The sequence below is a fragment of the Desertibaculum subflavum genome (genome assembly GCA_003576705.1).
In the GTDB taxonomy this organism is placed as follows: Bacteria; Pseudomonadota; Alphaproteobacteria; order Ferrovibrionales; family Ferrovibrionaceae; genus Desertibaculum; species Desertibaculum subflavum.
Genome location: QOZS01000025.1, coordinates 31,029 through 43,150, shown reverse-complemented (window position 1 = coordinate 43,150; position 12,122 = coordinate 31,029). Strand labels below are relative to the sequence as shown.

General features: G+C 67.0%; 11 protein-coding genes. All 11 read left to right on the top strand.

Features of this window, described 5'->3' with window-relative positions; translation table 11 throughout:
- Nucleotides 1–168 precede the first annotated feature (168 nt).
- Nucleotides 169–1,038 carry a shikimate dehydrogenase gene (locus DT074_RS14635; protein WP_119420633.1) on the top strand — a complete coding sequence of 290 codons (870 nt, stop codon included), beginning with the start codon at nt 169–171 and terminating at the stop codon, nt 1,036–1,038.
- Nucleotides 1,039–1,104: 66 nt separating this feature from the next.
- Nucleotides 1,105–2,106 (top strand): TRAP transporter substrate-binding protein DctP, encoded by a 1,002-nt coding sequence (dctP, locus tag DT074_RS14630; RefSeq protein ID WP_119420597.1) that lies wholly within the window; start codon nt 1,105–1,107, stop codon nt 2,104–2,106.
- 66 nt (nt 2,107–2,172) lie between these two features.
- The gene (locus DT074_RS14625) at nt 2,173–2,691 is read left to right on the top strand and encodes a TRAP transporter small permease (protein WP_368744678.1); all 519 of its coding nucleotides are present in this window, start codon (nt 2,173–2,175) and stop codon (nt 2,689–2,691) included.
- Nucleotides 2,688–3,989, top strand: coding sequence for a TRAP transporter large permease (locus DT074_RS14620; RefSeq protein ID WP_119420596.1), 1,302 nt, complete (start codon nt 2,688–2,690; stop codon nt 3,987–3,989). Before DT074_RS14625 ends, DT074_RS14620 begins: the two co-directional genes overlap by 4 nt.
- A gap of 23 nt (nt 3,990–4,012) precedes the next feature.
- Nucleotides 4,013–4,462 carry a type II 3-dehydroquinate dehydratase gene (locus DT074_RS14615; RefSeq protein ID WP_162914909.1) on the top strand — a complete coding sequence of 150 codons (450 nt, stop codon included), beginning with the start codon at nt 4,013–4,015 and terminating at the stop codon, nt 4,460–4,462.
- A gap of 72 nt (nt 4,463–4,534) precedes the next feature.
- Nucleotides 4,535–5,464, top strand: a complete 930-nt coding sequence (locus DT074_RS14610) for a DUF3500 domain-containing protein (protein WP_162914908.1) — start codon at nt 4,535–4,537, stop codon at nt 5,462–5,464.
- Nucleotides 5,465–5,555: 91 nt separating this feature from the next.
- On the top strand, nt 5,556–7,502 hold the full coding sequence (locus tag DT074_RS14605; protein ID WP_119420594.1) for a flavin-containing monooxygenase: 1,947 nt from the start codon (nt 5,556–5,558) through the stop codon (nt 7,500–7,502).
- Between the two features lie 51 nt (nt 7,503–7,553).
- Entirely contained in the window at nt 7,554–8,318 is a 765-nt protein-coding gene (locus DT074_RS14600) for an FRG domain-containing protein (RefSeq protein ID WP_119420593.1), read from the top strand.
- Between the two features lie 166 nt (nt 8,319–8,484).
- Nucleotides 8,485–9,474 (top strand): TAXI family TRAP transporter solute-binding subunit, encoded by a 990-nt coding sequence (locus DT074_RS14595; protein WP_119420592.1) that lies wholly within the window; start codon nt 8,485–8,487, stop codon nt 9,472–9,474.
- Between the two features lie 13 nt (nt 9,475–9,487).
- Nucleotides 9,488–11,371: a TRAP transporter permease gene (locus tag DT074_RS14590; protein ID WP_119420591.1), complete on the top strand. Its 1,884-nt coding sequence runs from the start codon at nt 9,488–9,490 to the stop codon at nt 11,369–11,371.
- A 125-nt stretch (nt 11,372–11,496) separates the two neighbouring features.
- Nucleotides 11,497–12,108, top strand: coding sequence for a LysE family translocator (locus DT074_RS14585; RefSeq protein ID WP_119420590.1), 612 nt, complete (start codon nt 11,497–11,499; stop codon nt 12,106–12,108).
- The last annotated feature ends 14 nt before the right edge of the window (nt 12,109–12,122 follow it).

Sequence of the window (12,122 nt, the reverse complement as noted above, 5' to 3'; positions counted from 1 at the left end):
TCGGCGCATCATGCCGCGGCGACCGTGCATTGCAAACCGTACGCCCCGCCTTCGGTGCAATGCCGGCCAGAAATTGACTAAACGAACTGTTTCGTACATTGTGGCAGCGTAACGCTCCGGGGAAGCGCCGACGTGGATGAAGCCTGTCTCGACCAGCTGCGCCGGGTGGTGGCGGCGCATCCGGCGGCGGCGCGCGCGGGCGGCCGCTCGGTCCTGGTCGGCCTGATCGGCCGCGGCATCCAGCTGTCGCGGACCCCGGCGATGCACGAGCGCGAGGCGGCCCGGCTGGGTCTCGGCTGCGCCTATGTGCTGGTGGATTTCGATGTGCTGGGCCTGCCGGATGCGGCCCTGCCCGGCATCCTGGCGGCCGGCCGCGCGCTCGGCTTCCAGGGCTTCAACGTCACGCATCCCTTCAAGCAGGCGATCCTGGCCTGCCTGGACGAGCTGGCGCCGGAGGCGGCGGCGATCGGCGCGGTGAACACGGTGGTCTATGCCGAGGGGCGCACCACCGGGCACAACACCGACAGCTGGGGCTTCGCCGAGGGCTTCAAGGCCGGGCTCGGCGATGTCCCGCGCGGCATGGTCGTGCAGTTCGGCGCCGGCGGCGCCGGCGCCGCGGTGGCGCATGCGCTGATGCAGCTCGGCACCGGCGCGCTCGGCCTGTTCGACAGCGCGCCCGATCGTGCGCATGCCTTGGCGGACCGCATGCGGCGAAACTGGGGCGACCGGGTGCGGGTGGTCGAGGACGCGGCCGGGGCGCTTGCGGCGGCCGACGGGGTAGTGAACACGACGCCGGTCGGCATGGCCAAGTATCCCGGCACCCCCTTCCCCGACGGACACCTGCGCCGCGAGCTCTGGGTCGCGGAGATCATCTACTTCCCCGCCGAGACCGCGCTGTTGCGCGCCGCCCATGCGCTCGGCTGCCGCACGCTCGCCGGCACCGGCATGGCGATCGGCCAGGCCGTGCGGGCTTTCGAGCTGTTCACCGGGCGGAAATCGACCATGGCGTCGATGGCCGGCCATTTCGAGGCGGCGTGAGCCGCCATCGGAGGAACCGAGCGTAGACCACCGGACCTCAACCCAGCGGATCAAATGGGAGGAAACATGACCGCACAGACCACGCGCCGCCGCTTTCTCGCCGGCACCGGCATCGCCGCCGCTGCCCTGACCTTCCCTGCCCTGGACTTTCCGGCACTGGCGCAGAGCAAGCCGAAGCTCCGCTTCTCCGCGGTGTTCTCCGAGCAGGACATCCGCGCCGAGATGATGAAGCAGTTCGCGGCGTCCATCGCCAACGACTTCGCCTTCGAGGGCTATTACGGTGGCAACCTGTTCAAGCAGGGCACCGAGCTGGTCGCCATCCAGCGCGGCAATCTCGAAATGGGCAACATCTCGGCGCAGGACATCTCCAAGCAGATCCCGGCCTGGTCGATCCTGACCGCCGCCTATCTGTTCCGCGACGCCAACCACCTGGCCAAGTTCTTTGCCAGCAATGCCGGCGCCGAGATGAAGAAGATGGCGGACGAGAAGCTCGGCATCCACATCCTGGGACCGACCTATTTCGGCTCGCGCCAGCTCGGCCTGAAGCCGACCAAGAAGATCAACACACCGGCCGACATGGCCGGCATCAAGCTGCGCATGCCGCCGGGCGAAGCCTGGCAGTTCCTGGGTGAATCGCTCGGCGCCAATCCGACGGCGATGGCCTATGCCGAGGTCTATACCGGCCTGCAGACCGGCGCCATCGACGGCCAGGACAACCCGCTGCCGAACGTCGAGAACATGAAGTTCTACGAGGTGATGTCGCAGATCGTGCTGACCTCGCACCTGGTCGGCTTCGACCTGCTGACGGTGTCGAGCAAGGTCTGGAAGGGCATGCCGGCCGACGGCCAGAAGCGCTTCCAGGCGGCGGCCGATGCGGCGATCGACTTCTCGACCAAGAAGCATCTCGCGCGCGAGAAGGAGCTGGTCGACCTGTTCAAGGGCAAGGGGCTCAAGATCTACGAGCCGGACCAGGCGGCGTTCCGCAAGCATGCCCAGCAGAAATATCTCGCTTCCGACCTGGCCAAGGATTGGCCGAAGGGCATGGTCGACAAGATCAACGCACTCTAGTCCCGTGGTGGGAGCCGCGGTCGGCGCGGCTCCCGTCCCGTTTCCTGCGAGCCGCCGGGGGCGCGCGTGCATCCGAGACTGATCGGCCTGGGCGGCTTTCTCCACCGGCGCGCCGAGAACGTGCTGGCCGCCATGCTGGCGGTGATGTTCGGCGCCTTCATCCTGCAGATCGTGTTCCGCTACCTGCTCAACCTGCCGATCGGCTGGACCAACGAGCTGAGCAGCATCCTGTGGATCTGGCTGGTCCTGTGGGGTGCCGCCTTCGTGCTGCGCGAGGACGAGGAGATCCGGTTCGACATCGTGCTGGGCCAGGCGGGGCCGCGGGCGCGACGGGCGATGCTGCTCGCCTCTTCCCTGGCGCTGATCCTGCTCTACGGCCTCTCGCTGCCCGCCGCCGCCGACTACGTCGCCTTCATGAAGGTGGAGAAGACGGCCTATCTGAAGATCCGCATGGACTGGCTCTACGCGATCTACATCGTCTTCGTCGTGGCCGTCCTGGTGCGCCATCTCTGGCTCTGCGCGCGGGCGCTGCGCGGCGGCTCGCCGGACCGTGCCGATCCCGCCAAGCCGGCCTCGGGCATATGACCTTCGCCAGCCCGTTCTCGATCGCCATCGTGGCGATGACGGCGCTGGCCCTGCTCGGCCTGCCGATCGGCCACGCCATGATCGCCGGCTCGATCGTGTACCTGCTGCTCGCCGGGCTCGACATGGGCACGGCCGCCGAACAGCTGCTCAACGGCATGATGTCGAACTACATCATCCTGGCCGTGCCGCTGTTCATCCTGGCGGCGGAGCTGATGAATATCGGCTCGATGACCGAGCGGCTGCTGCGCTTCTGCGACGCCCTGGTCGGCCGGTTCCGCGGCGGCCTCGCCCAGGTCAACGTGCTGCAGAGCATCATCTTCGCCGGCATGTCGGGTTCCGCCATCGCCGATGCGGCCGGCACCGGCAAGATGATGCAGAACATGATGACGGCGGGCGGCAAGTACCGGCCGGCCTATGCCGCTGCGCTCACCGCCGCGACGGCGGTGATCGGGCCGATCATCCCGCCCTCGATCCCGATGATCCTCTACGCCTTGGTCTCCGATGCCTCGATCGGCTACCTGTTCCTCGGCGGCGTGCTGCCGGGACTGCTGATGGCCGGCGCCCAGATGGCGATCGTCGCCATCGGCGCCCGGCGCGGCAACTTTCCGGTCGAGCCGCCGACGCCGCTCCGCGACCTGCCGCGCGTCACCTTTGCCGCCTTCCCCACCCTGATGATGCCGGTGGTGCTGCTCGGCGGCATCTATAGCGGCGCCACCACGCCGACCGAGGCTGCGGCGGTCGCCGCGGCCTATGCGCTCGCCATCTCCGCCCTGCTCTACCGCAGCGTCTCGTTCCGCGACTTCTACCGCTCGATGCTGGACAGCGCGCGCACCGCGGCCTCGGTCGGCATGCTGATCGCCGGCGCGCTGGTGTTCAACTATGTGGTGACGGTCGAGAACATCCCGGAGGCGATCAAGACCTGGCTGACCGGGCTCGACCTCTCGGTCATCGGCTTCCTGATCCTGGTCAACCTGCTGCTGCTGGTGCTCGGCTGCCTGCTGGAAGGCACCACCATCCTGCTGGTCGTCGTGCCGGTGCTGATCCCGACGGCCAAGGCGCTCGGCATCGACCTCGTGCATTTCGGCGTGATGGTCGTGGTCAACATCATGCTGGGCCTGATCACGCCGCCCTACGGGCTGCTGCTTTTCGTGATGACGCGGATCGCCGCAGTGCCGATCCGCGACATCGTGCGCGAGGTGCTGCCCTTCCTGTTCGCCATGGTGGCGGCGCTGGCCGTCATCACCTTCGTGCCGGAGATCGTGCTCTGGCTGCCGCGCCAGCTCGGCTACCAGGGCTGAGCGAACACACCGAGGAGGCCGACTTGACCGCCGAAACGCCGATTTTCGTGCTGAACGGACCGAACCTGAACCGGCTCGGCAAGCGCGAGCCCGAGATCTACGGCCACACCACGCTCGCCGAGGTGGAGGCGATGTGTCGCGCGGCGGCGGGCGCGCGCCCGCTCCGCTTCCACCAGTCGAATTACGAGGGCCAGATCGTCGACTGGATCCACGAGGCGATCGAGGGAGGTGCCGCCGGCATCGTCATCAACCCGGCCGCCCTCACCTTCACCTCGATCGCCGTGCTCGACGCGCTGAAGATGTTCCCCGGACCGATCATCGAGCTGCACATCTCCAATATCCACCGGCGCGAGGCGATCTATCACAACTCGCTGGTCTCCAGGATCGCGACGGCGGTGATCGCCGGCCTCGGGCCGCAGGGCTACGGCGTTGCCGTGCGCGCCCTGCTCGGCTTGATCACGCGGAAGTCATAGCCCGACCGGCGAGGCCGGTTGCGCGACCGGTCCGGCCTGCCGCAGTTTTGGCCGCCGGACCGGAGGCGGATGATGGTCGCGCGATTGCTGCTCTGTGGAATGATCCTGCTGCTGGGCGCCGGCCCGGCGCTGGCCGATCCGATGGCGACCGCACAGGCTTTCCTGGATGGCCTCTCACCCGAGCAACGTGCGAAGGCCGTGCAGCCCTTCGAGGCGCGCAACCGGCAGGACTGGTACTGGGTGCCGCGCGACCGGGCCGGCATCAGCCTGAAGGAGATGGGCCCCGAGCAGCGCGAGCGCGGCTTCGCCATGGCCGGCGCGGTGCTGAGCGAGACGGGCCTCGCCAAGGCGCGCGCCATCATTGCCCGTGAGAGCGTGCTGGCGCGGACCGAGGGCGCCTCGTTCCGCGACCCGGAGCGCTACTGGTTCGCCGTGTTCGGCACGCCGGGCGACGCGGCGGGCTGGGGCTGGCGCCTCGAAGGCCATCACCTCTCGCTCAACGTCACGTTGAGGGGAAGCGAAGTGGTCTCGACCACGCCGGCCTTCACCGGCGCCAATCCCTCGGTGATGCCGGACAACACGCTGATGGGGCCGGAACAGCAGCTGGCGCGCGAATTGCTCAAGAGCCTCGACGGGGCGCAGCGTGGCCGGGCAGTGACAGGAACGCGGGTGCCCGGCGGCTTCATGATCGGCCAGCGCCGGATCGAGCCGCCGATCGGCCTGCCGGCCGCGGCGATGACCGAGCCGCAGCGCGGCCTGTTGCGCCGGCTGATCGCCGCCTATGTCGAGAGCTGGCGCGCCGACATCGCGGCGCGCGAGGTGGCCGCGATCGAGGCGAGCCTCGGCGAGACGCATTTCGCCTGGGCCGGCGGCGCGGAAGCGGGGCAGGACCACTATTACCGCATCCAGGGCCCGGCGCTGCTGATCGAGCATGACAACAGCCAGGCCCGGGCCAACCATATCCACGCCTTCTGGCGCAGCCCGCGGGATTTCGGGCGGTAGACGTCCGTCAGGGTTTGACAGCGCGGTCGGCCGGCTTTCTCATCGCGCATAGCCGCCCGGTTGGTGGCGCAACGACAAGAGTCCCGAGGAAATGTCCAGTACCGCCCTGCCCTACGCGTCCGAGCGGACGATCCCCGCGCTCGACCCCGAGGTTCTGCGCGACGCCATCACCGATGCCGATATCCGCGTGCTGTTGATGGTGGTGTTCCACCTCTCGGGCGACCACAAGTGGCTGTCCGCGCGCTACCGGCCGCAGCGGGACGTGCGCCTGATCGCCGACGAGGATGCCGGCCTCGCCCCGGAAATTCGGGCCGAGATCCTGGAAGCCGCCGTCGAGCTGCTGATCGACAAGGCCGGCCAGGCGCCGGCGGTGCGCGATCCGGGCAACGCGCTGATGCTGGAGATGATGCGCCAGTGCATGGCGGAGAACATCGCGCCCGACTACGCGCCGATGATGCGGGAGGAGATGGGCCTTGCCCCGCGCGACGCGCAGTGGGAGACGCAACCCTCACCGGCGCGGCTCGCCGCCATGCGGGTGCTGATCGTCGGCGCCGGGGCGAGCGGGCTGATCCTGGGCGCCCGGCTGAAGCGGCTCGGCATCAACTTCACCATCGTCGAGAAGGCGGCCGAGGTCGGCGGCACCTGGCGCGACAACCGCTATCCCGGCTGCGGCGTCGACACGCCGAACCACGCCTATTCCTTCTCGCTCGGCGCGCGCTATCGCTGGAAATCGTATTTCTCGCCGCGCGACCAGCTCTGGGACTATCTGCGCCGGGCGGCGGACGAGTTCGGCCTGCGGCCGGATATTCGCTTCGAGACCGAGGTGACGGCGGCGCGCTGGGACGAGGCGCGCAGGCTGTGGGTCGTCGCCGTGCTGACGCCGAAGGGCCCGGCGACCATCGAAGCCAATGTCCTGGTCAGCGCCATCGGCCAGTTCGGCCTGCCGTCGGTGCCGAAGCTGAAGGGCGCCGCCGGCTTCCGGGGCCGCATCTTCCACACCACCGAGTGGCCGGCGGATCTGGATGTCGCCGGCAAGCGCGTCGCCGTCATCGGCACCGGCGCCTCGGCGATGCAGATCGTGCCGACCATCGCGGGCGAGGTGGCGCAGCTCGACGTCTATCAGCGCAGCGCCCAATGGGCGCGGCCGATCCCGCGCTATCACGACGCGCTGACCGACAGCGCGCAATGGCTGCTGGAGCACGTGCCGTTCTACGCCGCGTGGTTCCGCTTCTCGATGCTGTGGCGTTATGGCGACGGCCTGCTGCCGTTCCTGAGGAAGGATCCGAGCTGGCCGCATCCGGAGCGCGCGCTCAACCGGGTCAACGACAAGCACCGCGAGGAGATGACGCAGCACATCCTGCGCGAGCTGGGCGACCGGACCGACTTGATTCCGAAATGCGTGCCGACCTATCCGCCCTACGGCAAGCGCATCCTGCTCGACAACGACTGGTACGCCACCTTGTGCCGGCCGAACGTGGAACTGGTGACGGATGCGATCGATCGCATCGCGCCGGACGGCGTCCTGACGGCAGACGGCAAGTTGCGCCCCGCCGACATCATTGTGCTCTCGACCGGCTTCCGGATGACGCAGATGACGACACGGCTCAACGTGACCGGCGCCGGCGGCGTCAACCTGCGCCAGGTCTGGGGCGACGACAACGCGACTGCGCATCTCGGCATCGCCGTGCCGGGCTTCCCCAACCTGTTCATCACCCAGGGACCGTCGACCGGGCTCGGTCATGGCGGCAGCGCGATCTGTCAGGCGGAATCACAGGCGCGCTACATCTCGGCGATGGTCGCGCAGATGATCGAGCGCGGCATCGCCGCGGTCGACGTGCGGCCGGAGGTGCACGACGCCTTCGTCGCCGAGGTCGATGCCCGCCACGAGCAGATGATCTGGACCCATCCCGGCATGTCCACCTACTACCGCAACCGCCACGGCCGGGTGGTCTCGGTGACGCCGTTCAGCCTGGTCGAGTACTGGTCGATGACGCACGACCCGAAGCTCGAGGAGTATCGGGTGGTGATGGCGGGATGAAACAGTCAGGATGAACCAGTAGCGAGCAGACGGTGCGGCGATGGTGGGGGCATGGCACAAGAGTATATTCTGGCGAAGCCAGAGGATTTGCTGAACGTTGGGTTTGGGATACACGCGGAGTTCGGTATCGGCCGGGCGTGGTGGAGAGGCCATGCGCGAAGTGATTGGCCTCTGGTGCCTAGCGTTTTTCGGTCCAGTGGCGTAGCCAATCGCGGGCCGCGATTTGAGATGAACATTTCCAATAGGTTTGTCCAAGGCGCTCGGATTAGGAGGTCGGACTGTCCCCCTCGTGACGATCACGCGAGTTGGTTGTTGTTGATGCAGCATTTCGGTTTGCCAACTCGGATGCTCGACTGGTCAGAGTCTCTGCTGGTCGCTTTGTACTTTGCTGTTAGCGACGACAAAAACGCTGATCAAGACGGTATCGTGTGGGCGCTGCACCCGACCATCTTCAATGAGCAGCACATTGGACGTCGTGGATTCGCTCATGCCCGCGGCAAGCTGCTTAACAATCTCCATGCCAAAGCGTTCAATGACGAAATTGCCTTAGGTAGTGCCCAGGCGGCTGCCGTTGACCCTCCTCACGGCGACCTGAGAATGCTGATTCAGAAGGCTTGCTACACAATTCAGGAGTTTCGCGATGGGTTGGAGACATTGCCCGGTTCGGAGAAGTGGCTAAGAAAAATTGTGGTGCCGCATGGTCGCAAAGATTACTGGGGCCGCGCCTTGGGATTTATGGGGCTTGATCAGGCAGCCATCTTCCCGGATTTGCAGAATCTCGCGTCGCACCTTTCGAAGTTGACATTCGAGGCTTAGGGCTGCCGGCGGGCCGACCGGTTGACACCCTCGGCAACCGCCCGGTACCGTCGCCTCCAATTCAAAAAGAAAGTCCAAGTGCCGCGTTTTGACTGCGCGTTGGGATCACTTCGGACCGCAGGTGCTGGGAGCGCCTGACAATAGGGACACATAAGGGAGGCTCGGGATGACCACTTCCGGCGGGAATCTGCCGCGCGTTGCGGCCGTATTGGCATTTGCCGTCTCGACACTGGCCGGCGCGGGCCTTGCGCAGGCGCAGCAGAAGGTCGAGGTGATCTTCAGCGCCGGGCCAACCGGCGGCAGCTGGACGCCGCTCGCCGCCTCGGTGTCGCAGGTGGTGAATACCCGCGCGCCGGATTTGAGCGTGCAGGTGGAGCCCGGCGCCGCCCTGGTCAACATGGAGAAGATCCGCAACGACAAGGCCGATATCGGCTGGTCGATGACCACGGTGATGGCGGATGCCCGCAAGGGCGAGGGCCAGTTCGTCGGCAAGGCGACCGACAAGGGCCTCTATGTCGCCAATTTCTATCCCAATGTCTGGCAGATGGTGGTGCCCGCCGATAGCGGCATCAAGAGCGTCAAGGACCTGAAGGGCAAGCCGGTGGCGCTGCCGGCGCGCGGCAATACCAGCCTCGCCGCCGGCTGGGAATACGTGCTCAAGGCCAACGGCATGACGCTCAACGACCTCGGTCCGAAAAGCTACGGACCGGTCTCGGCCAATGCCGAAGCGGTGAAGAACCGCCAGGCGATGGCGGCCGGCTGGTTCACCGTGGTGCCGGCCTCGTTCGTGATGGATCTCGGCTCCGCCATGCAGCTGCGCATGCTGGAAGTCACCGATGCCGAGTTCGCCGAGCTGAAGAAGCTGAACGCGGGCTTCGTGCGCCACAAGGTGAAGGCCGGCACCTACAAGGACCAGGGCATCGCCGGCGAGGTGAACACCTTCCAGTCGCCGACGGTGTTGATCGCCTCGTCCAAGGCCTCGGCCGATGTGGTCTACAAGCTGACCAAGGCGATCATCGAGGGCCGCGAGGAGTTCGCCAATGTCGTGCCCATCATGAAGGGCATCACGCCGGCCGAGATGGCGGTCGATATCGGCATGCCGTATCACCCGGGCGCCGAGAAGTACTACAAGGAAGCCGGCCTGCTGAAGAAGTAGCGGGCGAGCGCCGATGCGCAAGCTGACGGGCTATGCCGGCCTGGTGGTCGGCGTGCTGGCGGTCGTCATGTCGGTCTACCACGTCTATGCGCGGTTGACCGTCTATGCGCCCGACCAGCACGCCCTGCTGTTCATCACCCTTGGCTTCAGTCTCGTCCTCTCCTTCCTGCTCTGGCCGTTGCACAAGGACGCGACGCCGGACCGCGTGCCGTGGGAGGACCTTGCGCTCGCGGGGCTCTCGCTGTTCTGCGTCGGCTACATGTTCGTGAACTACGAATACGTGGTGAACCGGTTCCCGACCGCGGATGCGCTCAGCCCGATGGACATGGTGGTGGGCTGCATGGGCATCCTGCTGGTGCTGGAGGCGACACGACGCACCATCGGTGCCGCGCTGCCGATCGTCGCCGTCACGTTTCTCGCCTATGGCCTGGCCGGCCACTGGTTCGGCGGCTTCCTGCACCACCGGGGCCTCACGCTCGAGATCACCGTCGACCAGAGCTGGTTCACCACCGAGGGCGTGTTCGGCCCGCCGATGACGGTGGCCGGCACCTACGTCATCCTGTTCATCATCTTCGGCACCTTCCTGGAGAAATCCGGCGCCGGCGCTTTCTTCATGAACTTCGCCAATGCCATCGCCGGCGGCGCGCGCGGCGGGCCGGGCAAGGTGGCGGTGGTGTCGTCCAGCATGTTCGGCACCATCTCGGGCTCGGCCGTCGCCAATGTGATGGTCGATGGCTGGCTCACCATCCCGATGATGAAGAAGACCGGCTTCAAGCCGGAGGCGGCGGCGGCGATCGAGGCGGTGGCCTCGACCGGCGGCCAGATCATGCCGCCGATCATGGGCGCCGCGGCCTTCGTGATGGCCGAGTTCCTGGGTGCCAGCTACACCTCGGTGATGATCGCTGCGGCGATCCCGGCGCTGTTCTATTACGGGGCATTGTTCGCCGCGATCCACTTCAACGCGGTGCGCTCCGGCCTCAAGGGACTGCCGAAGGAAGAGCTGCCGATCCTCGGCCAGATCATGATCAAGCAGGCCCACCTGTTCATGCCGGTGGTGGTGCTGCTGGCGCTGCTGCTCCAAGGCTTCACGCCCACCTATGCGGCGATCATGGCGACCGTGGCGCTGGTGGCGATTTCCTGGCTCCGGCCGAAGACGGGCATGGGTCCGCGCGCCTGCCTCGACGCGCTGCGCGAAGGGGCGATCAACACCATTCCGGTCGCCATGGCTTGCGCCGCCGCCGGCATCGTGATCGGCATCGTGCTGCAGACCGGTCTCGCGCTCCGCTTCACCGCCTTCCTGATCGACTTCACCTATGGCCAGCTGCTGCTTGCCCTGATGATCACCATGGTCGCCGGCATCATCCTCGGCATGGGCATGCCGACCACGCCCGCCTACATCATGCAGGCGGCGCTGCTGGTGCCGGCCATCATCAAGCTCGGCGTCGAGCCCATGGCCGCGCATATGTTCGCCTTCTACTTCTCCTGCCTCTCGGCGGTGACGCCGCCCGTTGCGCTCGCCGTCTATGCCGCGGCGTCGATCGGCGGCGCCAATCTATGGGGCGCCGGCGTGCAGGCGATGAAATTCGCCGCTGCCGGCTTCATCGTGCCGTTCTTCTTCGTCTACAACCCGGCCCTGCTGTTCTCCGGCAGCTGGTACGAGATCCTGAGCGCGGTGGCGACCGGCATGGTGGGTGTGGTGGCGCTGGCGGCCGGGCTCGAAGGCTATTTCCTGCGCAACGCGGCGTGGTTCGAGCGGCTGCTGTTCCTGGCGGCGGCCTTCCTGCTGATCGATCCCGACGGCATCACCGACATCATCGGTGGCGGCGTCCTGGCGGTCGGCCTGCTCAGCCAGAAGCTGCGCAACGGCGCGCCGGTCACCGACAGCGCCAGGGCATGAGGCGGCGGAAATGAATCGGGCGCAACTGGTCCTGCTCACCGTCATTGCCGCCGTGGTGCTGGGCGGAACCGTGGCCTATGGTCTGCTCCGGCTGTACGCCTGAGCACTGGCCGCGGAGCCTGTCCGTGAGTTACGACTTCCTGCTGACCTCGCTGATCGTCGTCGTGTCGCCCGGCATCGGCGTGCTTTACACGCTGGCCGCCGGGCTCTCGCGCGGACCCCGGGCCAGCATCATCGCCGCCTTCGGCTGCACCCTCGGCATCGTGCCGCATATGGCGGCGGCGATCTTCGGCCTGGCGGCGCTGCTGCACACTTCGGCGCTCGCCTTCCAGACGCTGAAATATCTCGGCGTCGCCTATCTCCTCTACATGGCCTGGATGACACTGAAGGAGAGCGGCGCGCTCAAGGTCGAGCCGGACCAGGGCGCGCGGCCCGCGCTCAAGGTGATCGGCCAGGCCATCCTGCTCAACCTGCTGAACCCCAAGCTCTCGATCTTCTTCTTCGCCTTCCTGCCGCAATTCGTCAGCACGAACGAAGCCGCCCCGCTTGCCCGCATGCTGGAGCTCTCGGGCGTGTTCATGGCTATGACCTTCGCCGTTTTCGTCCTCTACGGCCTGTTCGCGGCCGCGATCCGCGCGCATGTGATCTCGCGGCCGCAGGTTCTCATCTGGATGCGTCGCGCCTTCGCGGGCGCCTTCGCGGCACTCGGCCTGAAGCTCGCCCTGGCGGAACGCTAGGCGATGGAACTGCA

What these genes read in the sequence shown, in the direction of transcription:
- DT074_RS14590 (WP_119420591.1), top strand. Translation starts at nt 9,488, where the DNA reads ATGCGCAAGCTGACGGGCTATGCCGGCCTGGTGGTCGGCGTGCTGGCG.
- DT074_RS14600 (WP_119420593.1), top strand. Translation starts at nt 7,554, where the DNA reads ATGGCACAAGAGTATATTCTGGCGAAGCCAGAGGATTTGCTGAACGTT.
- DT074_RS14605 (WP_119420594.1), top strand. Translation starts at nt 5,556, where the DNA reads ATGTCCAGTACCGCCCTGCCCTACGCGTCCGAGCGGACGATCCCCGCG.
- DT074_RS14595 (WP_119420592.1), top strand. Translation starts at nt 8,485, where the DNA reads ATGACCACTTCCGGCGGGAATCTGCCGCGCGTTGCGGCCGTATTGGCA.
- DT074_RS14610 (WP_162914908.1), top strand. Translation starts at nt 4,535, where the DNA reads ATGGTCGCGCGATTGCTGCTCTGTGGAATGATCCTGCTGCTGGGCGCC.
- dctP (WP_119420597.1), top strand. Translation starts at nt 1,105, where the DNA reads ATGACCGCACAGACCACGCGCCGCCGCTTTCTCGCCGGCACCGGCATC.
- DT074_RS14620 (WP_119420596.1), top strand. Translation starts at nt 2,688, where the DNA reads ATGACCTTCGCCAGCCCGTTCTCGATCGCCATCGTGGCGATGACGGCG.